Genomic DNA, 22,543 nt, shown 5'->3' with positions numbered 1-22,543 from the left:
AAAAACTCGTCAATGTGTTGCAAAACCGCACTAACCACGTACTTTTGCACCCACGTTTAGGTGATGTAGCTCAGTTGGTAGAGCAAAGGACTGAAAATCCTTGTGTCGGCGGTTCGATTCCGTCCATCACCACCACCTTAACGTAAGCCTTTCCAATCGGAAAGGCTTTTTTTATTGTCTTTATGGCTTCCGTTTACTTCGGAGATTAGCTTCCTCTTCACAAAGTCAGACCGCCAACAAATAGTATGCTTGCATACTATTTGTTGGCTTGCAAAGATACTGCTTTCCGTAAATCTAACAAGTAGTACAATGGGTTGTTTTGGATTCTACGCCGATACAACCGTATAATTCTCACACTATCTCGCCCTTAAATAAGAATATTTTTTGCCCATAGTCAATGTAAATCAACGATATGTAACTTTATTTACACTTTTTAGACTTTATCTGACTAAACGTTTGAAAGCTCTATTTTTAGTAGCTGTTCTAAATGCCTTATTCCCTGACTCTTTACCTGTCTTACCTGATAGTAGTCAGTTTTACATTCTTAACCCAAAAGCAAGCCGTTTATGGGCCGTTGGAGGAACGTCATTCCTCACGCTTGGGTCTACGTATGTCTATCTTGAACGAACATGGTGGAATGGAAGAGGTGTTCCTTTCCATTTTGATAAAGGACGGGATTTAACGTATGCCAGTGGCCTCGATAAAGTAGCTCATCTGGCAGGTGGTATTTTTATTTCAGAAACTTACTACAATGCTTTTCGCTGGGCTGGAGTTACCCAGAAGAAAGCCGAATGGCTGGCCTTAGGATCGGCAGCTTTTGTAGAGCTGGGAATTGAACTGAAAGACGCCTATTCGCCAACCTATGGCTTCAGTTTGCGCGATGTTGCAGCTGGCACTCTCGGTGGCTTCTGGCCGATGGCACAGCACCGATCGGGATTTCTGCGCGATTCACAGTGGAAAGTCAGCTACTGGCAACAGACATCGAAATATTTCGACGAGCGCGGCATTCCCCGACAACGCTTCTCCATTGACGATTACCTGAACCAGACGTACTGGTTTTCGTTTTCGCCTGAACATTTCGGTGGTCAACATTGGCGGCATATTTGGCCCGACTGGCTGCAACTTTCGGTTGGCATGGGATTGGAAGCCGAAAGCTGGAGCATCCGCCACGACGGTCTGGGCGGGCGACACGAATGGTATTTTTCCCCCGATATAAACCTGGTTAAGCTTCTAAAACCTCGTAGTAGAGCTACTAGATTATTACTGGGATTAATCAAATACATAAAGATTCCAGCGCCAACGCTACAAATTGGGCCGAAAGTACACTGGCACTGGCTTTACTTCTGAAGAGCATCGATTTCAATACCAATGGCCTGCATTAGCTGGCTGGCGTTGAAACTCTCGCAGATGCCGTTACGAAGTTTATAATCGAACAATAGTTCGCCATTGTGAAGATCTGACTGAAAATGGTAGTTTCGGACAAAATCGCTCGAATCTGTGAGCTGCCCAAGTTCAAGATCATGCGTCGATACAAAACCCGATGCTGTTGTACGGTGTAGTTGTCTGATCAGGGCTTCTGCTCCCCGATGCCGGTCAGCGGAGTTCGTTCCCTTCAGAATTTCGTCCAGAAAATATAATACTGGTAGGCGGGTTGGCTGTTTTGATAGGCTAATAAGCATCTGTAATCGTTTTAATTCAGCGTAGAACGACGAGGTACTCTCTTCGAGCGAATCCTGCGTACGCATACTCGTAAACACCCGTACCGGCGAGCAAATAAATCCTTCTGCGCTCACAACTGCCCCTGCCAGAGCCAGGACAACGTTTGCTCCAACCGTACGCAGGAACGTGCTTTTCCCCGACATGTTCGAACCAGTGATCAGGATCGTTTGTCCATTGCCGGTTAGAGCGAGCGAGTTAGCAACACTTCGGTCGGGTGGCAGCAGGGGGTGAGCTGCCGATTTTATATCCAGAATAAATTGCCCATCAATAATATCAGGTGTAGCGTAAGTTGGGTGTGCATACGAAAACCCAGCTAGACTCGTAAGTGCTTCAAGTTCACCCAGAGCATCGAACCAGCGGCTGAGATGGGGACCGTGATCGTTTCGCCAGCGTTCCAGTCGGAACAGGTAATGAATGTCCCACAAGGTAGCAATGCCGAAAAGAAGGTAGAAATAGGGATTACGTCGGTAGTTCAGTCCTTCAGTCAGTTGTGCTAGTTGCCCAATTGCTTCCGAGGCCAACTGATCAGTTGATTTTAAGGCTTCACCAATGGCGTGTAGCCGTAGGGCTTCACCCTTCAGTTGCTCAGCGTGAAGAAACAACGACCAGAATGATCGTAAGGCTGCAGAAATCTCGAATGTCTGTTCACTAACTTCCTTGGCTCGCTCCGACGTTTGACTTAGCACTCCGCCATGAACGGCCAACGCCAGCAACACAGCCAGGCCGGGTAAATAGCCCATCAGCCAGGCCACGAATAAACCTAGTGTAATTGCCGGGAATAAAAACCGTACACTAGTAAGATAAGTCGGCAAGGGCGAAACGTCGGCCGTTGCCCATTTCACAAGCGCTTCCGGAGATCGTGTAATCGTTTCTTCTGAATAGGCCAAAGCCTCAAACTGCTGTCGCCAATCGAGTTTTGTCTTTAACTCATCCGATGCGAGTTGGCGAAGCCTGACGGCATCGGGACCAGCGGGGGCCTGAAGCCATGCCGCCAGTCGATTCTGGCCCTCGTAAGTATGGGTTCGATTAAGCAACCGAAACAACGAATGCTTACCGAAGACATCCAGATCGCCCGAGTAGAAATGGGTTGGGTTAGTAAACTGATCGCCGGATTCCGGCCTTAAATACTGTCTTTTGAGTCGAGCAATTTCGTCCTGATTAACAAAGGCCAGATGGTGATTCAGGTTACGTTCATTGCGAATTGCCTGGTGCTTTTTTAGCAGAAACAGAAAACCTGCCAGACCTATCAGGAAACAAAGTGCAGCGCCCAGTTGCTGATCGAACCGAATTAGCAACCAGAAAGCGATTACACTGCCTACAAACCAGACAAGGCGCCAAAATGCCAATTGATTGTATTGCTGATGAGCAACCTTTTCGGCCTTTATAAATTGTTGTTGTCGTTCCTGAAAGGTATTTTCAGTGGTCATATCGATACTACAAAAAAATCGGCAGTGTCTCCACTGCCGATGGCGAGGGTATATATTCTTAAAGCCTGGTTCGTGTTTTCTACTGCTTTGAACGACGCTTATTCCTTACTTATTACAATCCAGACAAACGCCCTGAATCAGCAAATTCATTTCCTTTCGATTATAGCCTTCTGGTAAAGCTATGGTTGGAATTCGAACCTGATCTAAACAGGTTGTCTGCCCGCACGCTTCGCATTTGAAATGAACATGGTCATGGTGATGATGTCCGTGGGCGCAGGTCTCGCGGCATAGGGCATATTTTGTTCCACCCTCATCATCAAGAACTTTATGCAGTAATCCTTTATCCAGAAACGTTCGTAGCGTCCGATAAATCGTTACGCGGTCATGGTCAGGACCAAGACCGTTTTCGACATCGTTATGCGCCAGTGCATGACCAGCGTTCAGAAACAAATCCAGCACTTCCTCCCGGCCATTTGTATGCCGAAGGTTAAAGTCTTTCAGGGTTTTAGCTGCTAGGGCCATTTCCGTTCAAGGTTCGTCGTTTATTGATTACCGTATTACAGTTAGTAAACAACAAATGGTTATTCGATGGTTTCAAACTGCAATTTAACCAGATTCGCGTAGATCCCGTCTTCCTGAATGGCCAATTCATCATGCGTACCCGATTCGGCAATCTGCCCTTCACGAATCACATAGATTCGATCCACCTTACGAATTGTGGCCAAACGGTGCGCAATAATGATCGTCGTGCGATTCTGCATCAGTTCATCCAGTGCTTCCTGCACTAATTTCTCAGACTCAGCATCGAGCGAACTGGTTGCTTCATCGAGAATCAGAATAGCAGGGTCTTTCAGGATGGCCCGGGCAATGGCTATTCGCTGCCGTTGCCCACCCGATAATTTAACGCCACGCTCGCCAACAATTGTCTGAAAACCTTCTGGAAAAGAGTCAACAAATTGAAGTGCATTGGCTTTACGCGCTGCTTCGCGCACTTCGGCTTCGGTTGCACCGGGCTTACCGTACTGAATATTTTCCAGAATTGTACCGCCAAAGAGCATAACTTCCTGAGGTACAACGGCGATGTTTCTGCGCAGTTCAGTTATGTTAAAACTCGCCAGATTCCGCCCATCTACTGTAATCTGTCCGTTGGAGGTTGTGTAATAGCGCATCAACAGCTGTACAATCGTCGATTTACCGGCTCCACTTTTACCAACGAGCGCAATCTTACGCCCGGTAGCCACATCGAGGGAAATACCCTTCAATACAGGGATATCGGGTCTGGACGGATACGAGAATTGTACATCCTGAAATTGAACATGACCCTGTACGGGTACAAAAAGTGGCAGTTCCTCGTTGGCATTTACTTCTGATGGCTCTTCCAGAATTTCCAGAATCCGTTCTGATGCACCAATCGTTCGTTGTAGCTGGGCGTATAAATCACCCATACCTGCCACAGAGCCGCCAATAAAGGTTGTATAAACGATAAACGTCAGCAAGTCGGCAAAGGGCATTTCGTTGGCCATTACCAACGAGCCACCGTACCACACTACACCGATGATTCCGCCGAAGAGCGCGAAAATGATGAACGAAACGAAGACTCCCCTGAACTTGGCCGATCGAAGGGCTGTATCCACAACTTTATTTAAAGCCGTTCCGTATCGATTGATCTCTATTTTTTCGTTCGTAAAGGCTTTAACGACATTTACGGATTGCAGTGTCTCTTCAACAATTACGTTTGCCTGTGCCAGCAGATCCTGTGCCTGCTTTGACAATCGGCGAATAAACCGCCCGAAGAACATGGCGGCTACAATAATCACGGGAAACGTGGCCAGCATAAACAGCGTCAGTTTCCAGGAAACGTAGAAGATAATGGCCGTGCCAATGGTCAATGTTGCTACCTGTCGAAAAAGCTCGGCCAGTGTCAGCGTCAATACGTCCTGTAAAGACGAAACGTCGGCTGAGATACGGCTGGTTAATTCGCCCACACGCCGTTGCTCAAAAAACGGAATCGGTAAGGTGATGATTTTGCTGTAGGTAGCCCGACGTACATCGGCCATTGCCCGCTCACTTACCTGCGAAAAAAAGTAAATACGGAAAAATGAGAAAATAGCCTGTGCCACCAGGACTCCGACAAAAAATAGCGTTACCTGATTAAGCGTGAACGGCGATTTCCCCTGAATAACGCTCGTAATCTGTCCAATTAGCAAACCAAAGCTCATTGTCGTGCCTGTTGACAGCACCAGAAACAGAAAGCCAATAATATACTGAACTCGGTATGGCTTTATGAACCGGAAAATGCTCAATGCTTTTTTGATACCTTCCCGGCTTAGCTTTTTCTTATCTTCTTTACTGGCTTCCTCGCCAAAATTTCGTTTTGCCATTAGTAGTAATTCTTCTCGATGACCTCTGTATGAGTTGTCGTTATTTGGTCAAAAATATTGTCCGTTCAATAGTGGAAAAATGATATGAATCAATCATCTTTTTGACCTTTATAACCTGATTGTTCAAAAATCTGCCGGGCGTCGGCATTACGCATTAACTCTGCAATACCAACGCTTGCCTGTTTGTCATGATATCGCCCAACAATTCGCCAGCCTAACCAGCGGCCAATGGCACCGGGACAGCCCTGTCCAATCTCGGCCGTAAATGGCCGTTCGTTCAAATATCGCTGTTTTACAGCAGGATTTGTTTGATATAATAACTGATTATCAATAAAATGCCCCCAAACAACATCCTGGGCATTAAACGTTTCGGTCAATTGTTTGTCTGAATATCCGATAACCAGACTATCGGGTGTATTAGGAAGCATGGCTTTGGTAAATACGTAGCCTTTGCCATAATATACCATATCGGCCAGCATTGTTTGGTCGGAGCGGGTCGTGGCATTGTATTTATCCGATATAGCAAAAACAATAGCTGGAACAATGTACTCTTTCTGATATCGACGCAAAATGTACTGTGGATATTCAGGGCCTCGTGGGCGGTATTTAGAGGTTGGGCCCGCGAAATAATCAATACCTATAACGATCAGACTATCTGTAATGACCAAATCCGGCCCAGCAAACCCCGTTACGAGCGTAGCGATCTTTGGTGAACGAAAATCAGGAAAGTCTTTTTTGATAGTCGTGAAGGCCTCGGCCAGTTGTTTTTTCAGGTCGTTCATGTCACCAAATTCGGCTTCGACCTGTTTGTGTAATTCATTCAACGCTGGATTATTGATCCGGTTGGTCAATTCTCGGACGAGTGCCGTATCATTTCCGGCTCCGTTCGCGTTAAAGTACAATTGAGCCACTGAGGGGTTCTGGTTGAGAAAGGCCCGAACACCGTCAGAAGACTTGGCCGAAAACAGTTGTTGGTCGAGTCGGATAAGCGTAATGTCTTCGTTTTTTGTACACGAAGTCAACAAAAACAGGCAAAAAAGCCCTAAAAGGGCCGTCCATAGTCGCATGAAACACACTGGTTTTCTGTATTGAAAACGTGCAAAATTATGAAAAAAGTTGCAGGGTTAAGTTTGATTTTGGTAATGCTGGTAACTATCAGCAGTTGGGCCCAGTCGTCATCGCCCGCACTCTACCAAATGAGAACGAAGGAATCGAGCGTAACTGAAAAGAGATTTCGTAAAATTTTAGGCGACAATTACGACGGTCAGGACCAGAACCGACGTGCTTATGACGATGATCGCAAACGCCGGCGCAAAAAGCAACAGCAAAGCACCCAGGATGCGGATGAAAACAATGGCTACGGATCAGGTCCCGATTATGCCTGGCCAACGCATCTCATCGAAATGAGCATCCGATTTTCTCCCTCGCTCGATCTGAACACAGCTGAAGGTACAGGCAGCTATACGGGTTTCCGGAGCAATGGCGCGGGCGTTCGAATGAGTGTGGGTCCATCGCTGGATTATTTCTTTTTCAAGAATCGGTATGCCTTTAGCACCGGTCTCTGGTATACGATCAAACGGTCAGGGTTTCAGATGCCCGGTTCGTTTGGCCAAACCATCTGGAATCCTGGTGCGCCGGAGAAAGAATCGATTTATAATCTTCAATATCTGCAAGTACCCTTAACCGTAAAGCTGTTTGCCAACAACATAGCACCCAACATGCGGTTGTATATTCAAACGGGTGGTTTGGTAAGTATAAAGTTGGCAGAAAGAGCGTTGGATCAGCCAAGAAACGGGCTCTATCTGGCCGAAAGTGGTGGGGATCGGCGTCAGTATGGTTTCGGCGATGTCGAAATGTTGCTCGGAACGGGTATTCAGTATAAAATCAATCAGAACAATGCGTTCAACATTGGGCTAAGCTACCAGCGTGGATTAATCAATGTGGCGCGTGGTAGTCAATTGATTTCCAAGAACCGGGTTGTGGCTTTGGATCTAGGCTTTAAGTTTTGAGTTTTTGTGTTCCTGGTCAAGGGAAATTCAGAATGTTTCCTTGACCAGAAACACAAAACGCTACAACCGCATTTCAATTCCTGTGTCTTTCAGATAGCCTTTCAGGGCAGGGATCTCAATCTCTTTAAAGTGAAAAATACTGGCAGCCAAACCAGCATCTGCCTTTCCGGTGGTGAAAACATCCACGAAATGTTCCATTGTGCCAGCCCCACCCGATGCAATAACCGGAATGTTGGCCGAACCTGAAATCTGCGCGGTTAGCTCAAGAGCAAAACCAGCTTTTGTGCCATCAGTATCCATCGACGTCAGCAGAATTTCACCAGCTCCCCGGTCCTCCACTTCTTTCGCCCAGGCAATTGTGCGCAGCTCTGTAGGCTTACGGCCACCGTGCGTATGTACGATGTGTTCGCCGTTTATATACCGTGTATCAATGGCTACCACCACGCACTGGCTGCCAAATTCCAGTGCCAGCTCATTGACTAAATCCGGATTACGAACGGCCGACGAATTGATCGAAATTTTATCAGCTCCGGCGTTGAGTAAAGCCGACACATCGGCAACCGAGGAAATGCCCCCTCCGACGGTAAACGGAATATTGATCGTATGCGCTACATTGCGGACGAGATCAATCAATGTTTTACGGCCATCGACCGTAGCCGTGATATCCAGAAAAACCAGTTCATCAGCACCCTGTTCGGCATAGATAGCGGCCAATGCGACCGGATCACCAGCATCGCGCAGGTTTACGAAATTGGTTCCTTTTACGGTTCGTCCGTCTTTAATATCGAGGCAGGGAATGATTCGCTTTGTCAGCATCAGTACGAGGTAAAAGCTTTGATAAACATAGTATTTTCGGGGTTTTCGATGGGCTGAAAACCAAATTGCTCATATAACCCGTGAGCATCACGCGTAACCAGCATGATCCGGCGTAATCCCTGTAAAGCTGGATAGGCCATAATGAATCCAATCAGTTGTTTCGATAGGCCTATGCCCCGGTGTTCGGATAGAATGAACACATCGGCCAGATAGCCAAATGTTGCCAAATCCGTCACGACTCGGGCAAAACCAACCTGCTCATCGCCCAGGTACACACCAAAGCAGAGTGAGTTTTCGATTGATCGCTGGACTATTTGGATTGGAATGTTCAGGCACCAGTAGGCCTCCTGGCTCAAATAACGGTGGATTACGTCAAGGTTTAGCTTTGTTTTATCAGCGCTGACGGTATACTTGCTGTTCATGACTTTTTGAACCTTAGTTGGTTGACTTAAAAGCTGGCACTAGTTCATCTAATATGCCTACGACTTTCTGTAGTTCTGCAATCGTAGGCATAGCTTTGAGATACCCGTGTGGGTTGCTATAGCCATAGTTGTGATAACCAGTTGCGCTAAAAACATCAAAATAGTAGCTCTCGCCATCACTTATTAGAACCGATCGATTCTGTCGAATCTTCGCTTTAACGCTAACACTTCCATCTGATTCGATCACGTTCCAGGTAGAATCTCGCTGAGGTTTTGGATACAATTGAGCCTGTATAGCAGTCTGGTCGGGTAATGTTAAAATGCCCAGCTCAACCAGCCGATTCCAAAGGTAAGCCGTAACCGGAACTGTCGGTTTAAACGATGTTGCATGGAGAAAACCGCGTTGATCGGAAAGGATTATGTATTTAGAAACCGTAAAGCTTTTTTGCTTTTTAATTAAGCGATAGAGCATTTGAGCGTCTCCAAAACATAATCCACACTTGTTCCAGATACGAACCTCGTATTCAGCTTCTTTTAATTTAGGCTCTTTCAGGTGCATTTTCTTCGCCAAAATCGCCAGCTTAGAATTTCTCGTAGAGTCGGCTTGACCAGCAGCCAATACTTCGCCCGATAAGCAAAAAATGAACAATAAGTGAATGACCAGACGCATGTCGAAAGGCTATTGCATTGAAAGCTGACTCAGTTCTTTCAGGGTTACACGTCCTTCATAAATTGCTTTACCGACAATAACGCCAAAGACGCCCATATCGGCCAATGTTTCGATGTCGGCCATATTGCTGACACCGCCACTGGCAATAATATTCAGGTTAGGAAATTGATCCTGTAAGTTTCGGTATAGATCGAACGATGGCCCCTGCAGCAACCCATCTTTCGCTACATCGGTACTAATGACGTATTTGACGCCTTTCTCGACCCATTTTTCGACAAAATCGTAGACCCATACTTCAGTCGATTCTTCCCAACCGCTAACTGCTATCTTCTCATTTTTGGCATCAGCCCCAAGAATAATAGCATCTGCACCGTGCCGCGAGAGCCACCGTTCCATCAGGTCAGGATTCTTTACGGCAATACTCCCGCCCGTTACCTGTTTAGCACCACATTCAAACACAACGCGCAGGTCGTCGTCAGACTGAACTCCTCCGCCAAAATCGACGTGAAGCCGGGTTTTGGAAGCAATCTGTTCCAATACCTTCCAGTTTATAACGTGCTTCTCTTTGGCTCCGTCTAGGTCCACCAGATGTAAGCGCGTTAAGCCTGCATCTTCGAATTGCTGGGCAACCTCGAGCGGCCGGGCATTGTATTCTTTTTTCTGGTGATAATCGCCCTGCGTAAGGCGGACAGCTTTACCTTCGATAATATCGATCGCGGGAATGATATACATACATGATGCGGGTTTTAAGCCGCCATTTAGCTTTTATCTAAAGCAGGTTTCAACCCGCATTACAATGTCAAAAAATTCTCCAGTATTCGTTGTCCAACGTTTCCGCTGATTTCAGCATGAAACTGAGCGGCATAAAAGTTATCGCGATGCAGCATGGCGCTGAATGGCCGGACATAATCACAAATAGCCGTTGTCTGCGGACAAACATCGGCCGCGTAGCTATGCACAAAATAGACATAAGCATTCTCGGTCAGGCCCTCAGTGAGTGGCCCCTGCAACGTGTGAATGCTGTTCCAGCCCGTGTGCGGTACTTTTAAACGAGGCTCTCCATCTTTATGAAGAGATGGAAACCGCCGAACATCAATATCAAAAATACCCATGCAGGTCGTGTCGTTTTCTTCCGAATAGCGACACATCAGCTGCATGCCGACACAGGTTCCCAATACCGGTTGTTTCAATGCCGGAATGAGCTTGTCTAAACCCCGTTGCCTCAGATAAGCCATTGCCGTGCTGGCTTCACCAACGCCCGGAAAGATGACTTTATCGGCCGACCGAATTTCGGCCTCATCGTCGGTAAGCAGATAACTGGCCCCCAATCGCTCCAGCGCATACATGACCGACTGGACGTTTCCTGCATTGTATTTGATAATGACCGTTTTCATATTTTTAACAACATAAAGCCCGGATCCTTGGCAGAACCGGGCTTTGTATATTGTGTTAATCAGGATTATCTCTCCGAAATCACAAACACGCGCGTCTCGTTCTGCTGCGTTACCGCCCAGAATGATGATGCCGATGGTTTGTGCTTGCTAAAATCATAGAGCAAATGTAATTGGTCGGGTTGGCAAATCAAAACAAACTGCCCTGCACGACCTTGGGTTGAAGCACTGGTTCACGCAGATTTAACCCACAATGTTTGTTCAATTCGCGAATCCAGTACAGAATTAGCTCAGGCGCGGTGTCATTATCTCCACCGCCATGAACAAACAGGTAAGCCGTTTGCAGTCCTTTATCGAACCAGGTTTTCAGGCGTTGAATCCAGGTATCGGTGCGGGTATAATCGGTTGAGTGGCCTTCATTGGCAATAAATCGGAGCGTCAGAACAGGACTGCTCAGGCCCATATGCAATACATCGCGCCGACCGGCAACGTCGGTAATGACCACGTGTCGACGCAGGGCGTAGAGTCGTTCGAGGGTTTGCTGCCATAATGCAGCTTTGCTAAACCAGTCGGGATGACGAAATTCTACGGCCACGTCGAGTTCGTCGGGTAAGCTTTTCAGATACGTTTCCAATACCGGCCACTTATCGGGTCCAAACATGGGAGGTAGCTGTAAAAAAGTCATACCTAAAAACTCCTCTAATCCGAATACGGCATTGACAAACTCTTCGGTGAGTCCTTCGGTGGCCACTAATTGCCGTTCGTGACTAATAATCTGGGGAAATTTGGGACAGTAGGTAAATCGCTCGGTTGCTTCCGCTTTCCATTTTTCAATCATGCCCACCGTCGGAATCTGGTAATGCGTCAGATTTAACTCAATGGTGTTGAACTGCCGGGTGTAATAATGCAGAAAATCTTTCTCCTTTGCGTTCGATGGATAAACTTTGCCAACGTAATCTTTATTGGCCCAAATTGGGCCACCTATGAATACAGTAGGCCGCTTGGTAGGCTCTACACCTGCCCATACACGAGCATTGAAAGCTGAGCCGGGCGGCAATGTGAGATTAACCGTATCGAGATTATGTATTTTTCCGAATTCCATAGGTGTGCCATGAAGTGTAGATCTAAAACTACGAAAGACGGCCTTTCGTTTTTACGCCCTACCCAATTTAGCTAATTTTGCTTTTCTATAGGTAATAACGCTCCTTTTCTACCAGTATTGGGTTTCTTACTGGATAGAAAGGTCTTTCGGTTTCGACTGCTTTATGATTTCAAAAACATACACCCCCCAGGACATTGAGGAAAAATGGTATCAATATTGGATTGATAACCAGTTTTTTAAATCGACACCCCCAACGGATGCTGACGACAAACGTGAACCTTACACCATCGTCATTCCGCCCCCAAACGTAACCGGGGTGTTGCATATGGGCCATATGCTCAATAATACGATTCAGGATGTGCTGATTCGGAAGGCGCGTATGGAAGGTAAAAATGCCTGCTGGGTTCCGGGCACCGACCACGCCAGCATTGCTACTGAAGCTAAAGTTGTGGCGATGCTTAAAGAGCGTGGCATAAATAAGCATGACCTCACACGCGAGCAGTTTATTGAGTATGTCTGGGAGTGGACCCACAAATACGGGGGTATTATTCTCCAGCAGCTCCGCAAACTAGGTGCCTCCTGCGACTGGGACCGTACACGATTTACAATGGAACCGGCTCTCTATGAATCGGTTATCGATACATTCGTTGACCTCTACAACAAAGGCAAGATTTATCGTGGTGTCCGCATGGTCAACTGGGACCCGCAAGGATTAACGGCGGTTTCTGACGAAGAAGTTATCACCAAAGAAGTTCAGCAAAAGCTGGTTTACATTCAGTACGAGATAGCAGGGAGCGCTGGGCAAGTTTATATTACCATTGCTACGGTTCGGCCGGAAACGATTATGGCTGATGCAGCCATTGCGGTCAATCCGAACGACGAACGTTACAAACACCTGCACGGCAAAAAAGCCATTATTCCGCTCATTAACCGCGAGATCCCGATTATTCTGGATGAATACGTCACGATGGATTTTGGAACGGGCGGCCTGAAAGTTACGCCCGCTCATGATCCGAATGACTATACGCTGGGCATCAAGCACAATTTACCCGTTCTGGACATTCTGAACGACGATGGTACGCTGAATGAAAAAGCGCAGATTCTGGTCGGTCAGGATCGTTTTGCGGCCCGTAAAGCGATTATCAAGCTGCTTGAGGAGTCGGGCAATCTGGTCAAGGCCGAAGACTATAAGTCAAATGTTGGTTTCTCGGAGCGGACCAATGCGGTAATCGAGCCAAAGCTATCCTTGCAGTGGTTCCTGAAAATGGACGAACTCTCGAAACCAGCGTTCGAGAACGTAATGAACGACGTTATTCAACTTCATCCATCGAAATACAAGAACATGTATCGTTCCTGGATGGAGAATCCACATGATTGGTGCATTAGTCGCCAGTTATGGTGGGGGCAACGGATTCCGGCATTTTATATGCAGGACGGCACCGTGATTGTTGCGAAAAACAAACACGAAGCGTTGGAGAAAGTACAGCACGAAATGCTGCTGTTTGCCATGACCGAGGCCGATCTGACCCAGGATGAAGACGTTCTGGATACATGGTTCTCATCGTGGCTCTGGCCGATGTCTGTTTTCAAACCGTCGGGCAACCCCGATGATCCAAAAGCGGGCCCGAAGGATCTCGATTATTATTACCCAACCAATACACTCGTTACCGGCTTCGATATTATTTTCTTCTGGGTAGCCCGGATGATTATTGCCGGTTACGAGTACAAGGGCGAGCGACCTTTCAAGGACGTTTACTTTACGGGTATGGTTCGCGATAAGCTGGGTCGGAAAATGTCGAAACAACTTGGTAATTCGCCCGACCCGCTCGATCTTATTGAAAAATACGGAGCCGATGGCGTTCGAACAGGGATGCTGTTCAGTTCGGCCGCTGGAAACGATTTATTGTTCGATGAGAAACTGGTAGAACAGGGTCGTAATTTCAGCAACAAAATCTGGAATGCGTTCCGATTGGTAAAAGGCTGGACAATCAGTGAGCAGCCGGCAACTGACAGTCAGCAGTTGGCGATCCGTTGGTTCGAATCGAAGCTGTATACAACCCTGATCGAGATTGAAGATCATTTCAGCAAATTCCGGATTTCGGATGCTTTACAGGCCATATACAAGCTGATCTGGGACGATTTCTGCTCGCAGTACCTCGAACTGATCAAGCCCGGCTTCGAGCAACCCATTGATCACACAACCTACGAGGCAACGATCAATTTCTTTGAGCAGTTAATGCGTCTGGCTCACCCGTTCATGCCATTTATTACGGAAGAAATCTGGCAGGAAATCCGGGAACGCCAATCCGGTGATAGTATTTGTATCGCGCCATTTCCAAAAGCGGATGCTGTTGACAGTCAGATTCTGATTGATTTCGAGACATTATTCGACGTTATCAGTAACGTCCGGAATATTCGGAATGCCAAGCAGATTTCGCCAAAAACCGAATTGCCATTAGCGATCAAGACCTCAGCACCCGAGCGATTTAAAGTACTTGAGGTTTTGATTCAAAAAATGGCAAATGTGTCCACAATAAGCTACGTCAGCGAGAAATCAGACGGCTTGTCGTTCCTGATTAAAGGTGATGAGTTTTTCGTAGATATTGCTGGCGAGATCGATGTCGAGCAGGAGATCGTCAACACCCAAAAGGAATTGCTCTACAACGTTGGGTTCCGTGACTCAACGGCCAAAAAGCTCTCCAATGAGAAATTCGTTGCCAATGCAAAACCCGACGTTGTTGATCGGGAACGTCAAAAACTTGCCGATGCTGAAGCAAAAATTCAGGCGCTAGAACAACGGTTACTGGATTTGGGCGCTTAATTAAACCAGGACGTGGGTGATAGTTCGAGTGGTCAGGAGACAAGTTTTAGCTGCTGTTTAAGCGCTATTATGGAAGCTTCGATCATACGAATTATGATCCACGTTTTATGTTTATAAAGCTCTTTTGTTCCTTTCTCGAAAATTTCACAAACATTTTAAAGTAATAATGCAATTATTTTACCAAATATTTGTATTATTGCCTAATCCAAAGCAATAGATTCTTGATGAGCAAGTGTGTTTTTCTGGACAGAGACGGCGTTTTAAATGAAGACCGGACAGATTACGTCTATCGCGTTGAAGATTTTATCATACCCGATGGTGTACCGGAAGCACTGCGTTTGTTGAAAGATGCAGGTTATCTGCTTATTGTGATTACGAACCAGGCTGGTATTGCCAAAGGGCTCTACACTCGTGACGACGTTATGGCCTGTTACAATTATTTGCAGGAACAATGCGGTCAGGTCATCGATGACATTTATTATTGCCCTCACCACCCGAAGTACGATACCGAATCGCTAACTCGTAAACCCGGTTCATTGCTGCTTGAAAAGGCGATGGCCAAATACAACATCACACCCGACGAATCGTGGATGATCGGCGATGCCCTCCGCGATATGCAGGCTGGTAAACGCGTTGGTGTGCGTACTGTTCGGATTGCTGACGAACCAGAACTTTCTGCCGAATGCGATGGTAGTGCCCCGAATCTGCTCGAAGCATCACGAATCGTATTAGGATATGCCTGAATGAAAAAAAGCCTCTAAACGTCGATTGGTTCAGAGGCTTTTCCTGAAGGAAATTTCTTTCTCTTACACCCGCACCTGCGTCGGTGCAGGCTTTTGCACGCTACCATACGCCGGGCAATTGGCTCTGCGGGCACAGGACCCAAGCGATAACGTTGCCAGCACAGCGCCTAAAATCAGTAGTTTTTTCATGAAATATCGCTCTGTTTTTGCTTTTAACCTTCAGATTCTTAAACGAATATAGTGCTAAAAATTATACACCCGTTTAGTGACTTTATCATTCGGTAACTTTAAAGCAGCGTATTTTTAGGGTTACGATAAAAATACGCTGCTTTAAAGCGACTAATTTTCTTCTTTTACCAACTCTTCTTCCTCACGCTCTTCGGCCGCTTCGGTAGCTTCCAGTTCAGTCATACCAGGTTCAGCATCGCCGTAGCCAAGAATTTTCAGCATTACTTCGCTATTCTGTTCTGGTGCAAATAACCGCGAACGAAGGTTACCCTCTTCATCCTTATCGATAATTACGTGCTGCGGAGCCGGAATCAAACAGTGCTGGATACCACCATAACCACCCAGTGACTCCTGATAAGCACCCGTATGGAATAGGCCAATATACTGATCTTCAGCATCCTGATCAAAAATAGGCAGGTATAAGTCTGCACTATGCGCTTCAGTATTATAAAAATCGTGCGAATCGCAGGTCAGACCGCCCAAGTTAACTTTCTGGTAAGGATTGTCCCAGTTATTGACCGATAGCATGATGTATTTCTGGCCAAGCCCCCATGAATCAGGTAGTTGCGTAATGAACGAGCCATCGATCATATACCAAAGCTCTTTATCATTCTGCAATTTCTGGTCGATCACTTTGTAAATAACCGCTCCACTTTCACCCACCGTATACGAACCGAACTCGGTGAAAATATGCGGCACGGGTACGTTGTTCTTGTTACAGATCCACTGAATGCTCTCCACAATCTGATCGATCATGGCCTGATAATCATAGGTGAACTGGAATGACGTTTGAATTGGCATTCCGCCCCCAATGTCAATTGAATCGAGATCAGGGCAAATTTTCCGTAACTCGCAGTATTTATACATGAAGCGACTCAACTCACTCCAATAATACGCACTGTCTTTAATGCCTGTATTGATGAAGAAATGCAGCATTTTGAGCTTAAATCGCTCATTGGGCTGTATTTTGTTTCGATACAGTTCATTGACATCGCTATAGCGAATACCCAGACGAGATGTATAAAACGCGAAGTTCGGTTCTTCGTCGGTAGCGATCCGAATTCCAAAATTGACGGTTTCGGCTGTTACCGCGTTTTCATAAGCCTCAATTTCCTTGAGGTTATCGAGTACTGGAATACAGTTCGTGAACCCATCGTTAATGAGCTCGCTGATGTATTGGGTGTACAACGGCCGTTTGTAGCCATTGCAGATTATATAGGTGCTTTTGTTAAACTTACCGGCTTTATACAATTCTCTCAGAATAGGGATATCGTAAGCCGATGATGTTTCGAGGTGCACGTTGTTTTTAAGAACCTCGTCAAGCACAAACCGAAAATGGGATGACTTCGTACAATAACAGTAGGTGTAATTCCCCTTGTAATTATACCGCTTCATGGCATTTCTGAACAGCAGTTTTGCATGATCGATATGCTCCGTGATTTTCGGCAAATAGGTCAGTTTTAGGGGAGTCCCATACTGTTTTACAATGTCCATTAGCGGTACATTGTTGAACATCAGTTCGTTGTTCTCAACATTGAATTCTCGCGTCGGAAATTCAAATGTCTGGTCAATCAGGTCATAGTATGTCTTCATCCCTATGTTCGGCGCATGAAATGGGGTCTGTGTTGCTAAAAAACAGGCGCGAATTTGGGTCCGAAAATCGGGCTTTCCAAGTATTACCTATTCGCAAGATAGTCAACGAAAAAGCGGGGGGTTTGATTCGGATATAGTTGAAATTTAATAGTGACACAATACATCAACTTGTTCAGAAACTCATCTTCTTTCTTCAAACCAAAAAGAAGCCCTACTTTTGCCTTACGACACTGACTGATTTTATCGAATGCCTCAGGCCATCCACTTCATCTCTATCGGCGGTAGTGCGATGCACAACCTCGCTTTAGCCCTTCAACAACAAGGCTATCTTATTACTGGATCCGACGACGAAATTTACGATCCCTCTCGTACACGATTGCAGCAAAACGGCCTCTTACCCACCGAAACGGGATGGTTTCCGGATAAAATTCATGCTGAGCTTGATGCCATTATTGTTGGCATGCATGCCCACCGGAATAATCCGGAGTTGGTTAAAGCGCAGGAATTAGGCTTAACTATTTACTCCTACCCTGAATTTCTATACCAGCAGAGCCAACAAAAACAGCGAGTGGTTATTGCAGGAAGTCATGGCAAAACGACCATTACTGCAATTATTCTTCACGTTCTGAAGCACCATAATCGCACATTTGATTATCTGGTTGGCGAACAGATCGACGGTTTTGAGACAATGGCCAAATTAACACCAGATGCTCCCGTAATCGTTATTGAAGGAGACGAGTATGCATCTTCACCCATTGATTCACGTCCAAAGTTTCTGCATTATCAGCCGCATATCGCGCTTATTAGCGGCATTGCGTGGGACCATGTCAACATTTATCCTACCTGGGAAGCCTATGTAGATCAATTCGAATCACTGGCAGAAGCAATGCCCAAAGCAGGAATTCTGGCTTTTGATGAGTCGGATGATATGCTTGACGTAATTGGTCAGAAAGAACGAACCGACATCACTAAAATTCCCTACGAAGCGCATCCCAGCGAAATTGTTAGCGGGCAAACGTATTTGCTTACCCGACAGGGAGCCAAAATACCGGTGCAGTTATTTGGTGAGTATAATATGAAAAATATTGCCGGTGCGATGACCGTATGTGATCGAATTGGTATCACTGAAGATCAGTTTTACGCAGCCATTCAATCGTTTAAGCCAGTAGCGTTACGATTGGAGACAATTGCGGAGAAAACGGGCGCAGGTTCGGCAAGCAAAATTCTTTTCCGCGACTTTGCTCATTCACCAGCAAAAGTTGAAGCGTCGACCAAGGCTGTAAAAAAGCAATATCCAGGCCAGAAACTCTTAACTGTCGTTGAACTTCATACACTCAGCAGCTTAACGAAAACGTTTCTTGGCGAATATAAAGGGACACTCAATGCCGCCGACCAGGCTGTCGTCTATTTTAACGACCATACAAGGCCTTATCTGGACTCAGCTGACCCAATTACTTCCGAAGACGTTATCGAAGCTTTTGAGTACCCAAATTTGCACGTTTTTACGGATAGTCTTGCGTTACAATCCTACCTGGTAAAACAGCGCGACACTGCCGAAATTTTTCTTTTGATGAGTTCCGGCACATTCGGCAGTTTAGATTTAACGTTCCTTGGCAAAGAGTTACTGTAGTTTTGAGCGAATAATCGTCATGTCAAATTAATCAGTCTGACTCTTCAATAAATTCTTATGCAGAGCATTGTTGTTTATTGTGGCTCAAATCCTGGCACAAACCCAATCTATAAAGAAGTTGCCATAGAACTCGGGGAAAAATTAGCCACTCGTAACATCCGGTTAATCTATGGCGGTGGTGGCTTCGGCCTGATGGGAACTGTTGCCGATACTGTACTGAACAACGGGGGAGAAGTAACTGGTGTAATTCCGAATTTTCTCGCGGATCTTGAAGTGGCCCATAAAACGCTTACAGAGCTCCATTTTGTTGAAACAATGCATGAGCGGAAATACAAGATGGTACAGTTGGCGAAAGGCGTTATTGCCTTGCCAGGTGGCTACGGAACACTTGATGAACTGTTTGAGATCTTAGCTTGGCGTCAACTAAAGATTTATGATGGTCCAGTAGCTATCATTAACACGAATGGCTATTATGATCTCATGCTTCAACAATTAGACCGAATGGTTGCCGATGGTTTCTTAAAAGCAGAGAATAGATCTTTGCTGCTGGTTGCAGAATCGGTAGAACAGGTATTGGATCAAATAGAGGCTTTCTGGGCTATTTTGTAACTATTTGCAATTTCAGAATCAGCCTGTACATTCACAGAAAGCCGGTTAAGTTAACTGGCTTTTTCTAGTTGACATTCATCCGTATTGTTGACTTCACTTCCTGATGGCTGTGACTGTATCGGCTAGCCCTTGGGTTGAGGGGGAACTACCAAAAAAAAGTCTCTGACCTTGCGATCAGAGACTCCAATTTCATCAGGTGGCACCTTCCTACTCTCCCACTTGTGACAGCAGTACCATCGGCAGTACGGGGCTTAACGGCTCTGTTCGAAATGGAAGAGGTGTCCACCCGCCTTACCAGCACCAACCTGTTGACTCGTTATGACTAGTGCCCGCCTGAACGACGCACCACCCAAAGATCGTTTGTCTTTTTTCCCACAGAGAGAAACCGCGATATCTACACACTTGATTTACTAGTCTCAGTAGCACTTCTACTTACGCGTCCGGGCTCATTAGTACGACTCAGCTCTATACATCTCTGCACCTACACCTGTCGCCTATCAACGTGGTCGTCTCCCACGGCCCTTTATACCGGATGACTCATCTCGGGGCCAGTTTCGCACTTAGATGCCTTCAGCGCTTATCTGTTCCCAACGTAGCTACTCGGCCGTGCCTGCGGCCAAACAACCGATCCGCCAGCGGTTGGTCCATCCCGGTCCTCTCGTACTAAGGACAGACCCCCTCAGTCATCCCACGCCCACCACAGATAGGGACCGAACTGTCTCACGACGTTCTGAACCCAGCTCGCGTGCCACTTTAATCGGCGAACAGCCGAACCCTTGGAACCTTCTCCAGCCCCAGGATGTGACGAGCCGACATCGAGGTGCCAAACCTCCCCGTCGATGTGAGCTCTTGGGGGAGATCAGCCTGTTATCCCCGGCGTACCTTTTATCCTTTGAGCGATGGCCCTTCCATGCGGAACCACCGGATCACTATACCCGACTTTCGTCCCAGATCGGCCTGTGTGCCTCACTGTCAAGCTTGCTTCTGCTATTGCACTCCGCTGCCGATTACCGTCCGGCATGAGCAAACCTTGGGAAACCTCCGTTACTCTTTCGGAGGTGACCACCCCAGTCAAACTACCCACCAAACACGGTCCTGGTTGCCCAGTTAGACCGCCAGTCAGCCAAGGGCGGTATTTCAAGGTTGATTCCACGATGCCTGGCGACACCGCTTCGCAATCTCCCGCCTATCCTACACATGCCTGACCGGCGATCAATGTTAAGCTGTAGTAAAGGTGCACGGGGTCTTTCCGTCCCGTGGCGGGTAAGCGGCATCTTCACCGCTACTACAATTTCACCGAACTCATGGTTGAGACAGTGCCCAGATCGTTACACCATTCGTGCAGGTCGGAACTTACCCGACAAGGAATTTCGCTACCTTAGGACCGTTATAGTTACGGCCGCCGTTTACTGGGGCTTCAGTTCAAACCTTCGCTTACGCTAAGCTCCCCCCTTAACCTTCCAGCACCGGGCAGGTGTCAGACCCTATGCGTCAACTTTCATTTTGGCAGAGTCCTGTGTTTTTGGTAAACAGTCGCCTGGGCCTCTTCTCTGCAGCCTCCCATCACTGGGTAGGCCCCCCTTATCCCGAAGTTACAGGGTCATTTTGCCGAGTTCCTTAACCATGATTCTTTCGCGCACCTTAGAATATTCTTCCCAGCTACCTGTGTCGGTTTACGGTACGGGTATCCATACGCTTGACGATCCCTAACTTTTCTTGGAAGCCCCTTCAGTCCTTCGCTTCGTCCGAAGACTCCGCTCAACGCCCACTTCCGTCCGGACGTAGAACCTCCAGCACTCCGTCATTAGGAATCCTGCATAGATAGTACAGGACTATTAACCTGTTCCCCCTCAGGACTCACGATTCCGCTGCCCCTTAGACCCCGACTAACCCTCCGATGACTGCCATCGCGGAGGAAACCTTAGCTTTTCGGTGTGAGGAGTTCTCATCCTCATTCTCGTTACTTATGCCTACATTTGCTTTTCTATGCGGTCCACCATCGCTCACGCGACAACTTCACCCCCCATAGAATGCTCTCCTACCACAATACACTCCAAGTGTATGTCCATCGCTTCGGTGATGTGCTTGATGCCCGTTTATTATCGACGCCCGCCCCGCTCGACCAGTGAGCTGTTACGCACTCTTTAAAGGAATAGCTGCTTCCAAGCTAACCTCCTGGCTGTCTCAGCAGCCGGACCGCCTTTGTTCAACTTAGCACACACTTAGGGACCTTAGCGGATGGTCTGGGTTGTTCCCCTCTCGGACTTGGACCTTAGCACCCAAGCCCTCACTGCCACGCACCCACTGGCGCATTCGGAGTTCATCAGAAGTTGGTAGGATGTGACTCCCCCGCATCCTGTTGGTCGCTCTACCTCACCAGTGGTAACACGCAACGCTGTTCCTAAAAACATTTCGGAGAGTACGAGCTATTTCTCAGTTTGATTGGCCTTTCACCCCTACCCGCAGTTCATCCGGAAGCTTTTCAACGCTTATCGGTTCGGTCCTCCACGGTGTGTTACCACCCCTTCAACCTGACCACGGGTAGATCACCAAGTTTCGCGTCTACCCCTACTGACTCGACGCCCTGTTCAGACTCGCTTTCGCTTCGGCTGCGTACTTTCAAGTACTTAACCTCGCCAGTAACGGTAACTCGTAGGCTCATTATGCAAAAGGCACGCCGTCACAAGACACTGCTTGCTCCGACCGCTTGTAAGCGCCTGGTTTCAGGGTCTATTTCACCCGGGTACTCCCCGTGCTTTTCACCGTTCCCTCACGGTACTCTCCACTATCGGTCTTCTGGTCGTATTTAGCCTTACCGGATGGTGCCGGCCGATTCAGAGGGGATTTCTCCGGTCCCCCCCTACTCAGGATTCCCAACCCACCAACGCCCTGACCCGTACGGGACTCTCACCCTCTGTGGTTGACTTTCCCAAGTCATTTCAGTTCGATTGCTGGCTTGATGTCAGGTCCTACTACCCCGAC

General features: G+C 47.1%; 18 protein-coding genes, 1 tRNA gene and 2 rRNA genes (1 of these 21 only partly in view). 7 read left to right on the top strand and 14 right to left on the bottom strand.

Features of this window, described 5'->3' with window-relative positions; translation table 11 throughout:
- Positions 1-59: 59 nt before the first annotated feature.
- A tRNA-Phe gene (locus G8759_RS01950) sits at positions 60-135 on the top strand.
- A 321-nt stretch (positions 136-456) separates the two neighbouring features.
- On the top strand, positions 457-1,347 hold the full coding sequence (locus tag G8759_RS01945; protein WP_167204714.1) for a DUF2279 domain-containing protein: 891 nt from the start codon (positions 457-459) through the stop codon (positions 1,345-1,347).
- Here the strand turns inward: G8759_RS01945 and G8759_RS01940 are convergent.
- The 4 genes from G8759_RS01940 to gldB form a co-directional block, all read right to left on the bottom strand.
- Positions 1,338-3,146 (bottom strand): MutS-related protein, encoded by a 1,809-nt coding sequence (locus tag G8759_RS01940; RefSeq protein ID WP_167204712.1) that lies wholly within the window; start codon positions 3,144-3,146, stop codon positions 1,338-1,340. The two genes, G8759_RS01945 and G8759_RS01940, sit on opposite strands and share 10 nt — an antisense overlap.
- A 105-nt stretch (positions 3,147-3,251) precedes the next feature.
- A complete protein-coding gene (locus G8759_RS01935; RefSeq protein WP_167204710.1) occupies positions 3,252-3,668 on the bottom strand; it encodes a Fur family transcriptional regulator in 417 nt (138 codons plus the stop codon).
- A gap of 59 nt (positions 3,669-3,727) precedes the next feature.
- Positions 3,728-5,527: an ABC transporter ATP-binding protein gene (locus G8759_RS01930; protein ID WP_167204708.1), complete on the bottom strand. Its 1,800-nt coding sequence runs from the start codon at positions 5,525-5,527 to the stop codon at positions 3,728-3,730.
- Positions 5,528-5,616: 89 nt separating this feature from the next.
- Positions 5,617-6,594 (bottom strand): gliding motility lipoprotein GldB, encoded by a 978-nt coding sequence (gene gldB / locus G8759_RS01925; RefSeq protein ID WP_167204706.1) that lies wholly within the window; start codon positions 6,592-6,594, stop codon positions 5,617-5,619.
- A 39-nt stretch (positions 6,595-6,633) separates the two neighbouring features.
- Between gldB and G8759_RS01920 the strand changes: the two genes are divergently transcribed.
- Positions 6,634-7,536, top strand: coding sequence for a porin family protein (locus G8759_RS01920; protein WP_167204704.1), 903 nt, complete (start codon positions 6,634-6,636; stop codon positions 7,534-7,536).
- Between the two features lie 60 nt (positions 7,537-7,596).
- On the opposite strand, the gene hisF is transcribed toward G8759_RS01920, so the two are convergent.
- The 6 genes from hisF to G8759_RS01890 form a co-directional block, all read right to left on the bottom strand.
- Positions 7,597-8,352 carry an imidazole glycerol phosphate synthase subunit HisF gene (gene hisF, locus G8759_RS01915; protein WP_167204702.1) on the bottom strand — a complete coding sequence of 252 codons (756 nt, stop codon included), beginning with the start codon at positions 8,350-8,352 and terminating at the stop codon, positions 7,597-7,599.
- Positions 8,352-8,774, bottom strand: coding sequence for a GNAT family N-acetyltransferase (locus tag G8759_RS01910; protein WP_167204700.1), 423 nt, complete (start codon positions 8,772-8,774; stop codon positions 8,352-8,354). The genes hisF and G8759_RS01910 overlap by 1 nt, the downstream gene beginning before the upstream one ends.
- Before the next feature lie 13 nt (positions 8,775-8,787).
- The gene (locus G8759_RS01905) at positions 8,788-9,444 is read right to left on the bottom strand and encodes a hypothetical protein (protein WP_167204698.1); all 657 of its coding nucleotides are present in this window, start codon (positions 9,442-9,444) and stop codon (positions 8,788-8,790) included.
- 9 nt (positions 9,445-9,453) lie between these two features.
- Entirely contained in the window at positions 9,454-10,176 is a 723-nt protein-coding gene (gene hisA / locus G8759_RS01900) for a 1-(5-phosphoribosyl)-5-[(5-phosphoribosylamino)methylideneamino]imidazole-4-carboxamide isomerase (RefSeq protein ID WP_167204696.1), read from the bottom strand.
- A gap of 59 nt (positions 10,177-10,235) precedes the next feature.
- A complete protein-coding gene (gene hisH / locus G8759_RS01895; RefSeq protein ID WP_167204694.1) occupies positions 10,236-10,838 on the bottom strand; it encodes an imidazole glycerol phosphate synthase subunit HisH in 603 nt (200 codons plus the stop codon).
- A 187-nt stretch (positions 10,839-11,025) separates the two neighbouring features.
- Positions 11,026-11,937, bottom strand: a complete 912-nt coding sequence (locus G8759_RS01890; RefSeq protein ID WP_167204692.1) for a DUF72 domain-containing protein — start codon at positions 11,935-11,937, stop codon at positions 11,026-11,028.
- A 163-nt stretch (positions 11,938-12,100) separates the two neighbouring features.
- On the opposite strand from G8759_RS01890, the gene G8759_RS01885 reads away from it, so the two are divergent.
- Both G8759_RS01885 and G8759_RS01880 read left to right on the top strand, forming a co-directional pair.
- On the top strand, positions 12,101-14,758 hold the full coding sequence (locus tag G8759_RS01885) for a valine--tRNA ligase (protein ID WP_167204690.1): 2,658 nt from the start codon (positions 12,101-12,103) through the stop codon (positions 14,756-14,758).
- Positions 14,759-14,982: 224 nt separating this feature from the next.
- On the top strand, positions 14,983-15,501 hold the full coding sequence (locus G8759_RS01880; protein WP_167204688.1) for a D-glycero-alpha-D-manno-heptose-1,7-bisphosphate 7-phosphatase: 519 nt from the start codon (positions 14,983-14,985) through the stop codon (positions 15,499-15,501).
- A 63-nt stretch (positions 15,502-15,564) separates the two neighbouring features.
- Here the strand turns inward: G8759_RS01880 and G8759_RS36150 are convergent, their stop codons facing one another.
- Both G8759_RS36150 and G8759_RS01875 read right to left on the bottom strand, forming a co-directional pair.
- Positions 15,565-15,690 carry a hypothetical protein gene (locus G8759_RS36150; protein WP_262889735.1) on the bottom strand — a complete coding sequence of 42 codons (126 nt, stop codon included), beginning with the start codon at positions 15,688-15,690 and terminating at the stop codon, positions 15,565-15,567.
- Positions 15,691-15,840: 150 nt separating this feature from the next.
- A complete protein-coding gene (locus tag G8759_RS01875) occupies positions 15,841-17,322 on the bottom strand; it encodes a type III PLP-dependent enzyme domain-containing protein (RefSeq protein WP_162389397.1) in 1,482 nt (493 codons plus the stop codon).
- Between the two features lie 247 nt (positions 17,323-17,569).
- Between G8759_RS01875 and G8759_RS01870 the strand changes: the two genes are divergently transcribed.
- Both G8759_RS01870 and G8759_RS01865 read left to right on the top strand, forming a co-directional pair.
- Positions 17,570-18,952: a UDP-N-acetylmuramate--L-alanine ligase gene (locus G8759_RS01870; RefSeq protein ID WP_167204686.1), complete on the top strand. Its 1,383-nt coding sequence runs from the start codon at positions 17,570-17,572 to the stop codon at positions 18,950-18,952.
- A gap of 57 nt (positions 18,953-19,009) precedes the next feature.
- Complete coding sequence (locus tag G8759_RS01865) at positions 19,010-19,561, top strand: LOG family protein (RefSeq protein ID WP_167204684.1); 552 nt, start codon at positions 19,010-19,012, stop codon at positions 19,559-19,561.
- Positions 19,562-19,755: 194 nt separating this feature from the next.
- Here the strand turns inward: G8759_RS01865 and rrf are convergent.
- Together rrf and G8759_RS01855 are read right to left on the bottom strand one after the other, a co-directional pair.
- Positions 19,756-19,866, bottom strand: a 5S ribosomal RNA gene (gene rrf / locus G8759_RS01860).
- A 123-nt stretch (positions 19,867-19,989) separates the two neighbouring features.
- Positions 19,990-22,543, bottom strand: a 23S ribosomal RNA gene (locus G8759_RS01855); it runs 278 nt beyond the window's last position.

The sequence above is a fragment of the Spirosoma aureum genome, assembly GCF_011604685.1.
In the GTDB taxonomy this organism is placed as follows: Bacteria; Bacteroidota; Bacteroidia; order Cytophagales; family Spirosomataceae; genus Spirosoma; species Spirosoma aureum.
The sequence above is the reverse complement of the archived record's forward strand: the minus strand, read 5'-3'. Positions and strand labels throughout refer to the sequence as shown.